This window comes from Pseudotabrizicola sediminis (assembly GCF_004745575.1).
In the GTDB taxonomy this organism is placed as follows: Bacteria; Pseudomonadota; Alphaproteobacteria; order Rhodobacterales; family Rhodobacteraceae; genus Pseudotabrizicola; species Pseudotabrizicola sediminis.
Genome location: NZ_RPEM01000005.1, coordinates 91,004 through 107,991, shown reverse-complemented (window position 1 = coordinate 107,991; position 16,988 = coordinate 91,004). Strand labels below are relative to the sequence as shown.

General features: G+C 63.5%; 17 protein-coding genes. 12 read left to right on the top strand and 5 right to left on the bottom strand.

Going from position 1 to position 16,988, the window contains the following annotated elements; all coding sequences use genetic code 11:
• Positions 1-15 precede the first annotated feature (15 nt).
• Genes EEB11_RS08825 through EEB11_RS08815 form a run of 3 tightly spaced genes read right to left on the bottom strand, consistent with a single transcriptional unit; the run spans position 16 to position 1,667 of the window.
• A complete protein-coding gene (locus EEB11_RS08825; protein ID WP_135430377.1) occupies positions 16-219 on the bottom strand; it encodes a DUF1737 domain-containing protein in 204 nt (67 codons plus the stop codon).
• A gap of 13 nt (positions 220-232) precedes the next feature.
• Positions 233-778, bottom strand: coding sequence for an NnrU family protein (locus EEB11_RS08820; RefSeq protein WP_135430375.1), 546 nt, complete (start codon positions 776-778; stop codon positions 233-235).
• A gap of 34 nt (positions 779-812) precedes the next feature.
• Positions 813-1,667 (bottom strand): HpcH/HpaI aldolase/citrate lyase family protein, encoded by an 855-nt coding sequence (locus EEB11_RS08815; RefSeq protein ID WP_135430373.1) that lies wholly within the window; start codon positions 1,665-1,667, stop codon positions 813-815.
• A 192-nt stretch (positions 1,668-1,859) separates the two neighbouring features.
• Between EEB11_RS08815 and EEB11_RS08810 the strand changes: the two genes are divergently transcribed.
• Positions 1,860-2,171 carry a hypothetical protein gene (locus tag EEB11_RS08810; protein ID WP_135430371.1) on the top strand — a complete coding sequence of 104 codons (312 nt, stop codon included), beginning with the start codon at positions 1,860-1,862 and terminating at the stop codon, positions 2,169-2,171.
• Positions 2,172-2,265: 94 nt separating this feature from the next.
• A complete protein-coding gene (locus EEB11_RS08805) occupies positions 2,266-2,457 on the top strand; it encodes a CsbD family protein (RefSeq protein WP_135430369.1) in 192 nt (63 codons plus the stop codon).
• Positions 2,458-2,532: 75 nt separating this feature from the next.
• Here the strand turns inward: EEB11_RS08805 and EEB11_RS08800 are convergent, their stop codons facing one another.
• A complete protein-coding gene (locus EEB11_RS08800) occupies positions 2,533-3,288 on the bottom strand; it encodes a sulfite exporter TauE/SafE family protein (RefSeq protein WP_135430367.1) in 756 nt (251 codons plus the stop codon).
• A 157-nt stretch (positions 3,289-3,445) separates the two neighbouring features.
• Between EEB11_RS08800 and mdh the strand changes: the two genes are divergently transcribed.
• The 10 genes from mdh (at position 3,446) to lpdA (ending at position 16,317) form a co-directional block, all read left to right on the top strand.
• On the top strand, positions 3,446-4,408 hold the full coding sequence (gene mdh, locus EEB11_RS08795) for a malate dehydrogenase (protein WP_135430365.1): 963 nt from the start codon (positions 3,446-3,448) through the stop codon (positions 4,406-4,408).
• Between the two features lie 613 nt (positions 4,409-5,021).
• Entirely contained in the window at positions 5,022-6,263 is a 1,242-nt protein-coding gene (gene pepT / locus EEB11_RS08790; protein ID WP_135430363.1) for a peptidase T, read from the top strand.
• Between the two features lie 25 nt (positions 6,264-6,288).
• Positions 6,289-6,978, top strand: coding sequence for a class I SAM-dependent methyltransferase (locus EEB11_RS08785; RefSeq protein ID WP_135430361.1), 690 nt, complete (start codon positions 6,289-6,291; stop codon positions 6,976-6,978).
• Positions 6,979-7,178: 200 nt separating this feature from the next.
• Entirely contained in the window at positions 7,179-8,372 is a 1,194-nt protein-coding gene (gene sucC / locus EEB11_RS08780; protein ID WP_135430359.1) for an ADP-forming succinate--CoA ligase subunit beta, read from the top strand.
• A gap of 42 nt (positions 8,373-8,414) precedes the next feature.
• Positions 8,415-8,954, top strand: coding sequence for a hypothetical protein (locus EEB11_RS08775; protein ID WP_135430357.1), 540 nt, complete (start codon positions 8,415-8,417; stop codon positions 8,952-8,954).
• Between the two features lie 16 nt (positions 8,955-8,970).
• A complete protein-coding gene (gene sucD / locus EEB11_RS08770; RefSeq protein ID WP_135430355.1) occupies positions 8,971-9,855 on the top strand; it encodes a succinate--CoA ligase subunit alpha in 885 nt (294 codons plus the stop codon).
• Between the two features lie 251 nt (positions 9,856-10,106).
• Entirely contained in the window at positions 10,107-13,067 is a 2,961-nt protein-coding gene (locus EEB11_RS08765) for a 2-oxoglutarate dehydrogenase E1 component (protein ID WP_135430353.1), read from the top strand.
• 87 nt (positions 13,068-13,154) lie between these two features.
• Positions 13,155-14,369 carry a 2-oxoglutarate dehydrogenase complex dihydrolipoyllysine-residue succinyltransferase gene (gene odhB / locus EEB11_RS08760; protein WP_245298834.1) on the top strand — a complete coding sequence of 405 codons (1,215 nt, stop codon included), beginning with the start codon at positions 13,155-13,157 and terminating at the stop codon, positions 14,367-14,369.
• Between the two features lie 91 nt (positions 14,370-14,460).
• Positions 14,461-14,856 carry an MAPEG family protein gene (locus EEB11_RS08755; protein WP_135430350.1) on the top strand — a complete coding sequence of 132 codons (396 nt, stop codon included), beginning with the start codon at positions 14,461-14,463 and terminating at the stop codon, positions 14,854-14,856.
• Between the two features lie 72 nt (positions 14,857-14,928).
• Positions 14,929-16,317, top strand: coding sequence for a dihydrolipoyl dehydrogenase (lpdA, locus tag EEB11_RS08750; protein WP_135430348.1), 1,389 nt, complete (start codon positions 14,929-14,931; stop codon positions 16,315-16,317).
• Positions 16,318-16,335: 18 nt separating this feature from the next.
• Here lpdA and EEB11_RS08745 read toward each other — a convergent pair whose 3' ends face one another.
• Entirely contained in the window at positions 16,336-16,986 is a 651-nt protein-coding gene (locus tag EEB11_RS08745; RefSeq protein WP_118156012.1) for a GntR family transcriptional regulator, read from the bottom strand.
• Between the last annotated feature and the right edge of the window lie 2 nt (positions 16,987-16,988).

The following is a 16,988-nucleotide window of genomic DNA, read 5'->3' as shown; positions in this document are numbered from 1 at the left end:
TGGCGCAGACGCAGGCTAATGATCGCCCAGCTTCGTCTCGGGCGTGTATTCCCCCAGCGACTCCTTCACCACCGCCTGCCCGCAGCGCATCACGCCGCGCGCGGCGTCAAAGGCATAGGTCGGCGCGCCATGCAGCACCCAACCTTTGTTCAGCGCCGCCGTCACCTTGTGGCAGAACACCGACGTGTCATCATCCGTCAAAAACCGGTACAGTTTCATTGCCTTGCCCCCCTCAGCCCCAGGGCTGCACACCCAGCCAGTTGTGGATCAGCATCACCACCAGCGTCACCACAACCGTCGCCCCGATCGCCACGAATTCCTTGACCACCGGGCGCGGCGCGGGCGGCACCCATTCCGGTTGCGCCCGGTTGATCACGATCACCGACACAACCGCCCAGGCCAGCAAGCCGCCAAACAGCACAAAGCTGCGCAGATCGCCGTTCACCAGCAAATGCGCCACGGCCCACAGCTTGAACCCGGTCAGCTGCGGGTGCCGCACCTTGCGCGCCAGCCAGGTTTTCGACCCCGACACCGCGTAGAAATAGATCGCCAGCACCATCAACAGGTTGTTGATGCCCACCAGTGCAGCCGACCGCCCCCACCAGACCGGCCCCTCGGCCAGACCATACCCCCAGTACATCAGCGCGACACTGATCACCAAGGCAACGGCCACCGCACCCTTGCCCGCCTCGCCCATACGGGCGCGTGCTTCGGGGGCCAGCCGTTTGAAGAAATGCGCGCCCCACCAGAGCGCCACACCAAGGATAAGGATTGTCATGGGTCACCTCCGGTTGCCTGGCCGTACCATGGCCTCAAACGACGAGACCCGCAATCGCATCTGCCCGCGCCAGTGTGGCCTTGGCGGTCACAATGTGCAGGTTCTCCACGATCCTGCCATCCACCACCGCCACCGCCTGCCCTTCTGCCAGCGCCGCGTCAAAGGCCGCAATCTGGCGGCGGGCAAGATCAAGCTCGGCCTCACTCGGCGCAAAGGCGGCGTTGGCGATCTCCAGTTGCAACGGGTGGATCAGCGTCTTGCCGTCAAAACCCATATCGCGGCCCTGTTCGCATTCCGCCCGCAACCCGTCATCATCCTTGAAGGCGTTATAGACGCCATCCACAATCACCCGGTCATGCGCCTTGGCGGCGAGGAGGCACAGCCCCAGCCCCGCCATCATCGGCAGCCGGTCGGCACGCGTGCGCGCACCCAGCTCACGCGCCAGATCATTGGTGCCCATCACCATGCCCTGCAACGCCGGATGCGCCGCAATCGCTGCCGCATTCAGCATCCCCAGCGCGGTTTCCATCATCGCCCACAGCGGCTTTCCCGGCACAATCTCCGCCACCGCATCCAGATCGGCGCGTGTGCTGACCTTGGGGATCAGCACCGCATCCACCCCCGGATGGCCCGCAAACACTGCCGCATCCTCGCGGCCCCAGCCGGTATCAAACCCGTTGATCCGCACGATCCGCGCCCTTGGCCCATAATCAGCCCGCAAGGCCTGCGCCAGCACCGCGCGCGCGCGCGCCTTTTCCTCAGGCGCCACCGCATCTTCCAGATCAAAGATGATCGCATCTGCAGCCAGCCCTTGCGCCTTTTCCAGCGCCCGCTCTTTCGAGCCGGGGATATACAAGACAGAGCGGAAGGGGCGGGCGGGCTTCGGCATTGATTCGACCTCAAGCAATAATCTTGCGCCAGAAGCTCCGACTTCGTCACAAATCGCAAGCATAAATTTGCCGCATCGCAGCATCCGCACGGCTGCAGCGCGCGCCGTTAATCAATTCTACGCACTCCGGGCGCAGCCTTTCTGGCAAGTTCCCGACCCGCCAAAATGCAACCCCCACCGGAAAGGCACGCCATGACCCAGACGTTTCTCGCATTCTCGCTCGGCGCCGCCGGGCTCCTCCTCGCCGCCAGCCAGACGCACGCTGCCCCGCAATGCGGCACCCGCGCCCTGGTGCTTGGTCAACTGACGGAAAAATACGGCGAAACCCTGCATGGCATGGGCATGGCCAACAACAACAGCGTGATGGAGGTGTATGCCTCCCCCAGCTCTGGCAGCTGGACCATCACCGTAACCCTGCCCGACGGCCGCATGTGCCTTGTCGCCTCCGGTCAGGGCTACCAGGCCTCGACCACTGAATTGCCGGCCAAGGGGCAAAAGATCTGACGCCATCCGATTATTTCTGCAACCGCATGGAACCACCCGCCCAAAGCCCGCGTTGGATACTCATACGACGTCACACTTATGGAGGGAATGAACCATGAGCAGCACGACAGACAAGGCTAAAGGCATGGCCAACGAAGCCGCTGGCAACGTGAAACAAGCCGTCGGCAAAGCGACCGACAACCCCAAACTGCAAGGCGAAGGCTTCGTACAAGAGCGCAAGGGCGAAGCCCAGCAAGCTCTTGGCGATGCCAAGGCCGCAGTAAAGAAGACCGTCGACAAAGCATAACGTCGACGTTCGAAAGGCTTTCCTCAAGGCCGGAAAAGGGTGCCCTCGTGGCACCCTTTTCTTATGCGCACGCCCCTATGCGCCAACCCCGCCCGACACCCCATCCCACACCAGCTTGACCGACAAGATCAGCAGCGCCCAGGTGACAAAGCGGAAAAACGCGGCCTCCGGCAACCATTTCACCAGTTTCACCCCGGCATACACCGCCAATGCCGCCGCCGGCATCAGCACCACCGCCACCTTCAGGTTGGCCGGGCTCAGCTGCCCCAGATGCCAGTAGGGCACCAGCTTCACCGCATTCAGGATCGCGAAGGCGATGGTCGACGTACCCGCAAACACCACCTTCGTCATCCCCAAAGGCAGGGTGTACACCTGATAGGGCGGCGCGCCCGAATGGCTGACGAAGCTGGTGAACCCGGTCACCGCCCCCCAGAACAGCCCCGGCCCCACCCGGGCTGCGCGCGGCTGCACCGGCCCGCGCCGCCGCAGCAGCAGGTTCAGCGCGAACACCACCCCGATCGCCCCCACCAACGCCGTCACCGCCCATGTGGGCACCAGCGTGGCCGTGGCCCAGCCAAACACCACACCGGCAACCATGCCCGGCACCAGAATTGCCAGCACCCGGCGGTCAAAGGCATGGCGATAGGCATACAGCCCGAACATGTCCGACAGCACATAAACCGGCAGCAGCAATCCCGCCGCCGTCACCGGGTTAATCACCAGCGCAAGCACCGGCACCCCCAGCATGCCCACCGCAGGCAGGCCGCCCTTGCCCATCCCCACCAGCATCGAGGCGGTCACCGCCGCCACCCAGAACGCCCAACCTTCCACGCACGCCTCCCCTTTGCGCCAACTGCTAGCGCAAACACCACTGTCTCGCCATCCAAACGGCACACAATCGCATACAATCAGCGCCAAGCAGCGCTTGCCAGACTCGCCGCAAGGGGCTACCCCATGGCGCGACTCATCACCAGACGGGAGAATACCCATGGCACGACCCAAGATCGCCCTCATCGGCGCCGGACAGATCGGCGGCACGCTCGCCCACCTCGCCGCGATCAAGGAACTCGGCGACATCACCGTGTTCGACATCGCCGAAGGCACCCCGCAGGGCAAAGCGCTCGACATCGCGCAGTCCGGCCCGTCCGAAGGCTTTGACGCCGTGATGAAGGGCACCAACACCTACGCCGATATCGCCGGGGCCGATGTCTGCATCGTCACCGCAGGCGTGCCGCGCAAGCCGGGCATGTCGCGCGACGACCTGCTGGGCATCAACCTCAAGGTGATGAAATCGGTCGGCGAAGGCATCAAGCAGCACGCCCCCGACGCCTTCGTGATCTGCATCACCAACCCGCTTGACGCGATGGTCTGGGCCTTGCGCGAGTTTTCGGGCCTGCCGCACCACAAGGTGGTCGGCATGGCAGGCGTGCTCGACTCTGCCCGCTTCCGCCATTTCCTGTCGGTGGAATTCGAAGTGTCGATGCGCGACGTCACCGCCTTCGTGCTGGGCGGCCACGGCGACACGATGGTGCCGCTGACCCGCTATTCCACCGTAGGCGGCGTGCCGCTGCCGGATCTGGTGCAGATGGGCTGGACCACGCAGGAAAAGCTCGACGCCATCGTGCAGCGCACCCGCGATGGCGGTGCCGAGATCGTGGGCCTCCTGAAAACCGGCTCCGCCTTCTACGCGCCCGCCACCTCGGCGATTGAAATGGCCGAAGCCTACCTGAAAGACCAGAAACGCCTCCTGCCCTGCGCAGCCTACGTTGACGGCGCGCTCGGCCTGAACGGCATGTACGTCGGCGTCCCCACCGTCATCGGTGCCGGCGGGGTGGAGCGTGTGGTCAACATCACGCTGAACAAGGACGAACAAGCGATGTTCGACAAATCGGTCGACGCGGTGAAAGGTCTGGTCGAGGCCTGCAAGGCGATTGATCCGTCGCTGGCGTGATCGACTGAAAAAATCTGATAAAAACGCGCGTCCCCAAGTGGGGCGCGCGTTTTGCATTCATGCATTCCATTTTCTTCTATAAATCAAACCCACCAGCCAAATCTCATTTGGCCCGGACTAAAAGCGCGAAGCGCCGCCGGGCCGCGCCCCGCCGCCCGCCATGCGATTGTCCTTCACAATCGCCGAGAGGGGACCTCCCCCCCGGGAGGGCGCTTTGCAACATCTGCGCCTAGAACTCCGGGGGGAGGTGCTGAACCAAAAACCGCCCGGAACCAGCGTCGGCGCGCCATCCCAAGGTCGGGCGCGGTCCTGTGCGGTGAAAAACCGAGCGTAAACAGAGGAAATAATCGAACGCCTGTGGTTGGCGATCGCCAGGCGATCAGTGCTCCTGCAAATTTCAGCAAAGTGCTCCTTTTCAGAAATAGCGAGTAAAGACTATCCTGAGGATTTTATGATCAACGCGTCTCGACCCTTGCCAACCCCTCAATCCCACCCCCCCTAACCCACTGATTTCCCTGACCCCACCCCCTTGCAACACAGTGGATACCCTTCCCTCCCTTGACTTCCCCCCGCAGGTCTTGCCAACTCCGCCAGACCCCCAAGGAAGCCAAAGATGACCCTTTTCGATGCCGAGCTGGAAACCCGACTGACCCGCTACGCCACCCTCGACAGCCAGAGCGACGCCGCTTCCCCCACCGGCCCCTCCACTCAAATCCAGTGGCAAATCCTGCGCCTGCTGGCCGACGAGTTGACCGCCATCGGCGCGGCCGAGGTTACCCTGACCGACTACGGCACCGTGCTGGCCACCATCCCGGCAACAGTGGCAGGCCCCACCATAGGCTTTCTCGCCCACGTCGACACCGCCCCGCAGTTCAACGCCACCGGCGTCAAACCCCGCACGATTCCCGGCTACAACGGCGGCGACATCACCTTTCCAGACGCGCCCGGCCTCGTCCTGTCGCCGTCCGAGTTCCCCTACCTCGCCACCAAACAGGGCCACACGATCATCACCGCCTCGGGCACCACCCTGCTGGGCGCCGATGACAAGGCCGGCGTCGCCATCATCATGACCGCCGCCCGGCACCTGCTGGAAAACCCCGACATCCCCCACGGCCCCATCCGCATCGCCTTCACCCCTGATGAAGAAATCGGCCGCGGCGTCGACGCGCGCCTGCCCGCAGATCTGGCCGCCGACTTCGCCTATACCTTCGACGGCGGTGCGGTGGGCGAGGTGGAATTTGAAAGCTTCTCCGCCGATGGCGCGGTCGTCACGGTCAAGGGCGTGTCGATCCACCCCGGTGCCGCCACCGGCAGGCTGGTCAACGCGATCACCCTCGCGTCCAAGATCATCACCGCCCTGCCACAAGCCACGATGACGCCTGAAACCACATCAGGCCGCGATGGCTTCATCCACGCCACCGACATGACCGGCGGCGCGTCGGAAATGACGCTGCACTTCATCCTGCGCGACTTTGAACGCGACGGGCTGGCGCAAAAGGGCGAGATCCTGCGCCGGGTCTGCGAGGCCGTGCAGGCCACCGACCCCCGCGCCGAGATCACCTGCACCATCACCCCCCAGTACCGCAACATGCGCTACTGGCTGGAAAATGACATGACCCCGGTCGACCTCGCCCGCCGCGCCTGCGCGCGGATCGGTGTGGAATCGGTGTCGGTGCCCATCCGCGGCGGCACCGATGGCTCGCGGCTGACTGAAATGGGCGTGCCCTGCCCCAACCTGTTCACCGGCATGCAGAACATCCATGGCCCGCTGGAATGGGTCTCGGTGCAGGATATGGCGCAGGCGACCGGCCTGCTGCTTGCGCTGGTGCAGGAAGCGGCGGCCCCCAAGCCATGACCCGCGCGCGCAAGGCCTGAGCGGCATGGCCCACCCCGTCTCCCCATACCTCAAGCCCGGGTTCTACGATACCGCTCTGGCCAAAGGCCGCCACCGCGACATCGTCGGCGGGCGGTGGGACGAAACCGGGCGCATCCAGATGCAGATCCTGCAAGGCGCGGGGCTGCAGCCGCACCACCGCCTGCTCGACATCGGGGCCGGCAGCCTGCGGCTGGGCTGCAAGGCGGTGCCCTTCCTTGATCCCGGCCACTATTGGGCCACCGATGCCAGCCGCGCGCTGATGCTGCGGGGCCGCGCGGTGGAACTGCCCGAGCCGGAGCGTCTGCCCGAGGATCACCTGATCGAGGACAGCACCTTCGCCCTGCCCGGCGTGCCGGATGACATTGATTTTGCCATCGCCTTCGGCGTCTTCACCCACCTGCCGCTGCCGGTGCTCACTGCCGCTCTGAAGCATCTGCGCCCCCGTCTGGCATCGGTCCAGTGCTTCTTCTTTACCGTGTTCCTCGCACCGGAAGGCCCGGTCCGGCCCTTTCGTCAGGCCGATGGCGTGGTCACCCATCCTGACCGCCCGCCCTATCATTTCTACCAGACCGACATCGACCGCACCTGCCGCGAGACGGGTTGGACGGCAACACAGTCAGACCTCATGCTGCCCAGAGGACAGGTGCTTTTCAGGGCAACGCCAGCCGGTTCCGACGCCGCGAATCACCCGTGATCCGGTCGGCAAGCCCGTGATTCCGGGGAAACCAAGGCTGCGTGATCACTGCCCGGATTTCTGTGATCACACGGTTGAAGAGTGTGATCACAAATGCCGGAATTTACCGACATTTTGCGCTAACACACACAAACGCGTTTGGTTACCGCCCCCATTCGTGGCATGACGCGTCAAAATTCACGACCCAGAGGACGCTGCTCATGAACATCCACGAATACCAGGCCAAGTCCCTTCTGCGGGCCTACGGGGTTCCCGTTTCAGACGGGCGCATTGTGTTGCGTGCCGAAGAGGCGAAGACCGCTGCCAGTGAAATGGACGGCCCGCTCTGGGTGGTCAAGGCGCAGATCCACGCAGGGGGTCGCGGCAAAGGGTCATTCAAAGAGGCCGAGGCCGGTGAAAAGGGCGGCGTCCGCCTGGCCCGCTCGGTTGAAGAGGCCGCTGAATTCGCCCGCCAGATGCTGGGCCGCACCCTTGTGACAGTGCAGACCGGCGAAGAAGGCAAGCAGGTCAACCGCATCTACATCGAAGACGGTTCCGACATCGAACGCGAACTGTATCTTGCCCTGCTGATCGACCGTCAGTCCAGCCGCATTTCCATCGTCTGCTCGACCGAAGGCGGGATGAGCATCGAAGACGTGGCGCATGATACGCCAGAAAAGATCCTGTCCTTCACCGTTGATCCCGCAGCCGGCTATTCCGATTACCACGGCCGCCGCGTCGCCTTTGCCCTGGGCCTCACCGGCAACCAGATCAAGCAGTGCGGCCAGATCGTCAAGAACCTGTACCGGCTGTTCGTCGACAAGGACATGGACATGCTGGAAATCAACCCGCTTGTCGTCATGAAAGACGGCAACATGAAGCTCTTGGATGCCAAGATGGCCTTCGACGGCAACGCCATGTACCGCCACCCCGACATCGCCGCCCTGCGCGACGAGTCCGAGGAAGACCCCAAGGAACTGGCCGCGTCGAAGTTCGACCTGAACTACATCGCGCTGGATGGTGAAATCGGCTGCATGGTCAACGGCGCGGGCCTCGCGATGGCCACGATGGACATTATCAAGCTCTACGGTGCCGAACCCGCGAACTTCCTTGATGTCGGCGGCGGCGCCACCAAGGAAAAGGTGACCGAGGCGTTCAAGATTATCACCTCTGACCCGAACGTCAAAGGCATCCTCGTCAACATCTTCGGCGGCATCATGCGCTGCGACATCATCGCCGAAGGCGTGATCGCGGCGGTGAAAGAGGTTGGCCTGAAGGTGCCGCTGGTGGTGCGTCTGGAAGGCACCAATGTGGAGCTTGGCAAGGACATCATCCGCAACTCGGGCCTGAACGTCATCGCGGCGGACGACCTGAAAGACGGTGCCCAGAAGATCGTGAAAGCGGTCAAGGGCTGAGGGCGCAGGACAGGTCCGGGCCATGACAGGGGGGGCGAAAAGATGCGTTTGACCCGAAAACTGCAGATCTGCGCAGGGGTTCTACTTCTGCTTGCAGCCCCCCCTGCCCATGCCCAGACCATGACCGAGGCGGCTTGGGCCAACATGGCCGTGGCCGTGCAGCTGTGCGAGACCCGGACGAACGACATGACCGCGAAGGCGCAGACCTTCCGCGACACCGGCTTTTCCGAATGGGTGGAGCGCAGCAGCACCAACAGCGACACCACCCATTATTTCACCGCCCCCGCGGACTCCGTGGTGGTGGAGCTGTATTACGGCGAGATGCCGGAAGACTGCCGGGTCACATCCGCCCACCTGGGCGTGACCCTCGCCTCGCAGCTTCTCGATGACCTCATCCCGAAACTCTATCCGACCTACGTCCGCAAGGTCGAAATTGGGCCCATCGGCCCGTCGGGCCAACCCGCAACCTGCGTGCGCTATGAAGACCCGTCCAACGAGATTGGACATGTTGTCGGTGCCTCCACCGAACAGGGCTGTGTCGACAATGGCACCAGCCTGATCTTCAGCAGCTCCCGCGTTTAAGAAAAGAAGGACCACCATGGCCATCCTCGTCAACGAAAACACCAAAGTGATCTGCCAGGGCTTCACCGGAAGCCAGGGCACGTTCCATTCCGAACAGGCAATCGCTTACGGCACCAAGATGGTCGGCGGTGTGACCCCCGGCAAAGGCGGCACCAGCCACCTTAACCTCCCGGTCTTCAATTCGGTGCATGAAGCGAAAGCCATGACCGAAGCAAACGCCTCTGTGATCTATGTGCCGCCACCCTTTGCCGCCGACTCGATCCTCGAGGCGATTGATGCCGAGATCGAGCTGATCATCTGCATCACCGAAGGCATCCCGGTGCTGGACATGATGAAGGTCAAACGTGCGCTGCAAGGGTCGAAATCGCGGCTGATCGGGCCGAACTGCCCCGGCGTGATCACGCCTGATGCCTGCAAGATCGGCATCATGCCGGGCCACATCCACCGTCGCGGAAGCGTCGGCGTCGTCTCGCGCTCGGGCACCCTGACCTATGAGGCTGTGAAGCAGACTTCCGACCTCGGCCTTGGCCAGTCCACCGCCGTCGGCATCGGCGGCGACCCGATCAAGGGCACCGAACACCTCGACGTGCTGGAAATGTTCCTGGCCGATCCCGAAACCCACTCGATCATCATGATCGGCGAAATCGGTGGTTCGGCCGAAGAAGAGGCAGCACAGTTCCTGGCCGATGAGAAAAAGCGTGGCCGCTGGAAGCCGACCGCCGGTTTCATCGCCGGGCGCACCGCCCCTCCGGGCCGTCGCATGGGCCATGCCGGGGCAATTGTCGCGGGCGGCAAGGGCGACGCGGAATCCAAGATCGAAGCCATGCGCAGCGCCGGCATCATCGTGGCCGACAGCCCGGCCACGCTGGGCGAGGCCGTGATGAAAGCCATCGGCAAATAACAGACCCGGGGCTGCGGGTCGTCCCGCAGCCCCCAACACAGGAACGCGCCCGAAATGGGACTGACACAGGCCAATCGCACCGATGTGACCGGAAGCCCCCGCTTCCCGGGCACCGTTTTGCGGTTGGGCCTGTTGTTTTTCAACGACCTGCCGGTTTCATCCGGCGCCGCAGCCTCCATATCAGGGATGCGTCTCGTCCCCTCTGACCGCTCTGCCAACCGATACGGTCCCAACCCAGATGAGGTTACCCCATGACCGAGCAATCCCCCAACAGCCAGTTCCGCGCAGGCTCTTTCCTTGACGGGGCCAATGCCGATTACATCGACCAGTTGCAGGCCCGCCATGCCAACGACCCTGCGTCGGTAGATGCGCAATGGGCCGCATTTTTTCGCGACCTTGGCGAAAGCGAAACCGATGCCAAGGCAGCGGCTGCAGGCCCAAGTTGGGCACGCGCCGACTGGCCGCCCCAGCCCGTCGATGATCTGACAGCCGCGCTGACCGGTGAATGGCCGGTCGCAGCCCCGGCAAAGGAAGGCCGCGCGGCGGCGGCAAAAATCGCCGCCAAGGCCGAAGAAAAAGGCGTGTCGCTGTCCGACACGCAGGTGCAGCGCGCCGTCTTGGACAGTATCCGCGCCCTGATGATCATCCGCGCCTACCGCATCCGGGGCCACCTGATCGCCGATGTCGATCCGCTGAACATGCGCGACAAGACCCCGCACCCCGAGCTTGACCCGCGCTCTTACGGCTTTACCGAAGCCGATATGGACCGCCCGATCTTCATCGACAATGTGCTGGGCCTGCAGGTCGCGTCGATGCGGCAGATCATGGAACTCGTGAAACGCACCTATTGCGGCACCTTCGCGCTGCAATACATGCATATTTCCGACCCGGAGCAAGCCAGCTGGCTGAAAGAACGGATCGAAGGCTACGGCAAGGAAATCCAGTTCACCCGCGAAGGCCGCCGCGCCATCCTGAACAAGCTGGTCGAGGCCGAGGGTTTCGAGAAATTCCTGCACGTCAAATACATGGGCACCAAGCGGTTCGGCCTTGATGGCGGCGAAGCGCTGATCCCGGCGATGGAGGCGATCATCAAGCGTGGCGGCCAGCTGGGCCTGCAGGATGTGGTGATCGGCATGCCGCACCGGGGCCGTCTGTCGGTGCTGGCCAATGTGATGGGCAAACCCTACCGCGCGATTTTCCACGAATTTCAGGGCGGGTCGTACAAGCCCGAAGATGTCGATGGTTCGGGCGACGTGAAGTACCACCTTGGTGCCTCGTCTGACCGCGAGTTTGACGGCAACAAGGTCCACCTGTCGCTGACCGCGAACCCCTCGCACCTTGAGGCGGTCAATCCGGTGGTGCTGGGCAAGGTCCGCGCCAAGCAGGACCAGCTGAGCGACGCCGACCGCACCAAGGTTCTGCCCGTGCTGCTGCACGGCGACGCGGCCTTTGCGGGCCAAGGCGTTGTGGCCGAATGCTTCGGCCTGTCGGGGCTGAAAGGCCACCGCACCGGCGGCACCATCCATATCGTGGTGAACAACCAGATCGGTTTCACCACCGCGCCATCGTTCTCGCGCAGCAGCCCCTACCCCACCGACATCGCCCTGATGGTCGAAGCGCCGATCTTCCACGTAAACGGCGATGACCCCGAGGCTGTGGTGCATGCCGCCAAGGTCGCCATCGAATTCCGCCAGAAGTTCCACAAGGATGTGGTGCTCGACATCTTCTGCTACCGCCGCTTTGGTCACAACGAAGGCGACGAGCCGATGTTCACCAACCCGGCGATGTATACCGAGATCAAGAAGCACAAGACCACTTTGCAGCTGTATACCGAGCGTCTGGTCAAGGACGGGCTGATCCCGGAAGGCGAGATCGAAGACATGAAGGCCGCCTTCCAGGCCCGCCTGAATGAGGAGTTCGACGCAGGCCGCAGCTTCAAGCCCAACAAGGCCGACTGGCTCGATGGCCGCTGGTCGGGGTTCGAACGTGAGCGCGATGAGTATCAGGCCGGCGAGACCGCGATCAAACCGGAAACCATGGCCGACATCGGGGCGGCGCTCAGCCGCGCGCCGGACAATTTCGACCTACACAAAACGGTTGGTCGCCTGCTGGACAACAAGGCCAAAATGTTTGCCGACGGCAAAGGCTTTGACTGGGCCACGGCTGAGGCGCTGGCCTTCGGCAGCCTTGTGACCGAAGGCACCCCGGTGCGTCTGTCCGGGCAGGATTGTACCCGCGGCACCTTCAGCCACCGCCACTCGGGCCTCGTCGATCAGTCGACCGAGGAACGCTACTACCCGCTGAACCACATCCGCGCAGGCCAGGCGCGGTATGAGGTGATCGACTCGATGCTGTCGGAATATGCAGTGCTCGGGTTCGAATATGGCTATTCGCTGTCTGAACCCAACGCGCTGACCCTGTGGGAAGCGCAGTTCGGCGATTTCGCCAATGGCGCGCAGATCATGTTCGACCAGTTCATCAACTCGGGCGAATCCAAATGGTTGCGCATGTCGGGCCTCGTCTGCCTGCTGCCGCATGGCTATGAAGGTCAGGGGCCGGAACACTCCTCGGCCCGGCCCGAACGGTTCCTGCAAATGTCGGCAAATGACAACTGGATCATTGCCAACGTCTCGACCCCGGCGAACTATTTCCACATCCTGCGCCGTCAGATCCACCGCAGTTTCCGCAAACCGCTGATCCTGATGACGCCGAAATCGCTGCTGCGTCACCCGATGGCGGTGTCGGATGCGGCCGATTTCACCACCGGGTCCTACTTCCACCGCGTGCTCTGGGATGATGCGCAAAAGGGCCATTCGGACCTGGTGCTGAAGCCCGACGCCGACATCAAGCGCGTCGTGCTGTGCTCGGGCAAGGTCTACTACGACCTGCTGGCCGAACGCGACAAGCGTGGTGCCGATGACATTTACCTGTTGCGGCTGGAACAGTTCTACCCTTTCCCGGTTCAATCCATGTCCAAGGAACTGGAACGCTTCAAGGGGGCCGAAATCATCTGGTGTCAGGAAGAGCCGAAGAATCAGGGTTACTGGACCTTTGTCGAACCCAACATCGAATGGGTGCTGAGCAAGATCGGCGCCACCCAGTCGCGCCCGCGCTATGTCGGCCGGTCCGCCTCGGCTTCGCCCGCCACGGGTCTGGCCAGCCGGCACAAGGTGGAACAAGAGGCGCTGGTCTCCGAAGCGCTGACACTCTGACCGCAACATTCTGACCGCCGCGGGGCCGCCAACCGGCCCCGCCCGCCCCTGACACATACGCCCCAAGCGGCGTGGAGGAAGACGAAGATGACTGACGTAATGGTTCCCGCCCTTGGTGAATCGGTCTCCGAGGCCACCGTTTCGACCTGGTTCAAAAAGGTCGGCGATGTGGTGAAGCAGGATGAGATGCTGTGCGAGCTTGAAACCGACAAGGTGTCGGTAGAGGTTCCCGCCCCGGCCTCCGGCGTGCTGGCCGAAATTCTGGTTCAGGAAGGCGAAACCGTCGCCGCCAACGCCCGGCTTGGCATCATCACCGAAGGCGCCGCCGCCCCCGCCACCAAAGACGAACCCAAGGCCGCAAAGGCCGAGGCGGTAAACTCCCCCGGTGCCGGGCCAGAGACGCTGACCGAGCGCAAGGATGTCGAAGATGCGCCGTCCGCCAAGAAAGCCATGGCCGAAGCGGGCCTCACGCGCGATCAGGTTCAGGGCTCCGGCCGCGATGGCCGCGTGATGAAGGAAGACGTGGCCAAGGCCCCTGCGCCCGCCGCCACCGCCCCGGCCCCCGCCGCCATGCCGCGCGGCCCGGTCAGCACCGATGACGCCAGCCGCGAAGAGCGCGTCAAGATGACCCGCCTGCGCGCCACAATCGCGCGCCGTTTGAAAGACGCGCAGAACACCGCCGCCATGCTGACCACCTATAACGAGGTGGACATGTCGGGCATCATGGGCCTGCGCAACGAATACAAAGACGCGTTCGAAAAAAAGCACGGCGTCAAGTTGGGCTTCATGTCGTTCTTCGTCAAAGCCTGCACCCATGCGCTGAAAGAAGTGCCCGAGGTCAATGCCGAGATTGACGGCGGCGATGTGATCTACAAGCATTACGTCCACATGGGCGTGGCCGTGGGCACCCCCAACGGGCTGGTGGTTCCGGTGGTGCGCGACGCCGACCAGATGGGCTTTGCCCAGATCGAGAAGAAAATCGCCGAACTTGGTCTGCGCGCCCGCGACGGCAAGCTGAGCATGGCGGAAATGCAGGGCGGGTCGTTCACCATCTCCAACGGCGGCGTCTATGGCTCGCTGATGTCGTCACCCATTCTGAACCCGCCGCAATCGGGCATCCTTGGCATGCACAAGATTCAGGACCGCCCCGTGGTGGTGAACGGCCAGATCGTCATCCGCCCGATGATGTATCTGGCGCTCAGCTACGACCACCGGATCGTGGACGGTAAAGGTGCGGTGACCTTCCTCGTCCGCGTCAAGGAAGCGCTGGAAGACCCGCGCCGGTTGCTGATGGATCTGTGATGCGCGGCGGGGTGAACCCCGCCCTACACCCGGTCGAGTCGTTGTGTGTAGGGCGGGGTTCACCCCGCCACCCTTTCGGAGTGCTGACACCATGACCCCCGAACTCACCGTCCTCGCCCTCGCGGGCCTCTTGCAAGCCGTGCAGTTCCTCTTCTTCGCGGTCCCCGCGAATATGGAGCTCGGCACCGGCTACACCTCGTCCGCCCGCGACAAGCCGCCATCGCGCCAGCTCTCCACCCGCACCGCCCGGATGCAGCGCGCGCTGAACAACCATTTCGAGGGACTGATCCTCTTCACCCTCGCCGTCGTGGTCGTCACCCTCGGCCAGCAATCCACCCCGGTCACGCAGACCGCCGCCTGGGTCTATCTGGCCGCCCGCGTCCTCTATATCCCCGCCTATGCCCTTGGCCTGCGCCCCTGGCGCTCGGTCGTCTGGGGCATCGGTTTCGCCGCCACCATCACGATGATTGTGGCTGCACTGACGTAGGGCTGTAAGCCATACGTCAGCCATACATGAACCATACGCGGGCCAGACCCGCGATTGCCGAAAGGAAAGACCGTGGCAGAGTTTGACGTGATCATCATTGGCGCAGGCCCCGGCGGCTATGTCTGTGCGATCCGCGCGGCACAGCTGGGGCTGAAAGTGGCCTGTGTCGAGGGGCGCGGCGCGCTTGGCGGCACCTGTCTGAACGTGGGCTGCATCCCGTCCAAGGCGCTGCTGAACGCCACGCATCACCTGCACGAAGTCCATGAAAACTTTGAGAAAATGGGCCTGATGGGCGCGAACCCCACGGTCGATTGGGCCAAGATGCTGGCCTACAAGGATGATGTCATCAACGGCAACACCAAGGGCATCGAATTCCTGTTCAAAAAGAACAAGGTCACCTGGCTGAAAGGCTGGGCCACCATCCCGGCCGCCGGTCAGGTCAAGGTGGGTGACGAGGCTCACACCGCAAAAAACATAGTGATTGCAACGGGTTCCGAGCCGTCCTCGCTGCCCGGTGTGACCGTGGACGAGCAGATTATCGTCACCTCCACCGGCGCGCTGACGCTGGGGGCGGTGCCCAAGTCGATGGTGGTCATCGGTGCGGGTGTGATCGGGCTGGAAATGGGATCGGTCTACGCCCGCCTTGGCACGCAGGTGACGGTGGTGGAATATCTGGATGCCATCACCCCCGGCATGGATGCCGAGGTGGCGAAAGCGTTCCAGAAAATCCTGACGAAACAAGGCATTAAGTTCATTCTGGGCGCCGCCGTGCAGGGGGCCGAGGCTGGCAAATCCGGCGCAAAGGTTGCCTACAAGCTGCGCAAGGACGACTCGGCGCATGAGATCGAGGCCGATGTGGTTCTGGTCGCCACCGGGCGCAAACCCTATGTAAACGGTCTGGGGCTGGAGGCGCTGGGGGTCGAGATGCTGCCGCGCGGGCAGGTCAAGACCGATGATCATTTCGCCACCAATATCAAAGGCTTGTACGCCATCGGCGATGCGATCATCGGCCCGATGCTGGCCCACAAGGCCGAGGATGAAGGCATGGCACTGGCCGAAATCATGGCCGGAAAGCATGGCCATGTGAACTACGGCGTGATCCCCGGCGTGGTCTACACCACCCCCGAAGTCGCCTCGGTCGGGGCGACGGAAGAGCAGTTGAAGGAAAAGGGCCACGCCTACAAGGTCGGCAAGTTCAGCTTCATGGGCAACGCCCGCGCCAAGGCGGTGTTCCAGGCCGAAGGCTTTGTGAAGATCCTCGCTGACAAGGACACCGACCGCATTCTGGGCGCGCATATCATCGGCCCCATGGCCGGCGATCTGATCCACGAGGTCTGCGTCGCGATGGAATTCGGGGCATCAGCGCAGGATCTGGCGCTGACGTGTCACGCACACCCGACATATAGTGAAGCTGTGCGCGAAGCTGCCCTCGCCTGCGGCGACGGTGCCATCCACGCCTGACCCCTTCTGGCGGGGGCTTTACCCCGCCAGATGCCGCAACCCTTGCGTCACATCCGTGCGCACCGCCAGCCGCAACCCCGGCTCGTCGCCCGCTTTCAGGGCGGCGAGGATCAGACGGTGGTATTGCGGCGGCTCTTTTCGGCGCAGCCTTGAATAAAGCGCGCGCATCGTCGGCCCCAGCTGCAGCCAGACCGTCTCGCAGATCGCCAGCATCGCCGGGGCCTGCGCGCGCAGATAAAGTGTGCGGTGAAATTCCAGATTGGTCCGCACATAGGCAACCGCATCCTGCCGCTGCACCGCTTCGGCATTCAACGCATTGATCGCAGCCAGCCGGTCGATCAGCGCGAAATGCGCGCGCGGCAGCGCGCGGGCCGCCATCTCGGGTTCCAGCAGAGCACGGATCGCGGCCAACTCCTCAATCCGCTCCGGCGTCAGTTCAGGCGTCGAGACACGGCCAGAGCTGGATATGGTCAGCGCCCCCTCGGCCACCAGCCGCCGGATCGCTTCGCGCGCCGGGGTCATCGACACGCCATAGTCCTTGGCCAGCCCGCGCAGGGTCATCGGCTGACCAGGCGGCACCTCGCCATGCATCACCTGTTGGCGCAGGCTGCGGTACAGCCGCTCGTGCGCGGCAGCGTTCGGGTCAGTCAGGCGGGGTGTGATCGGCATGA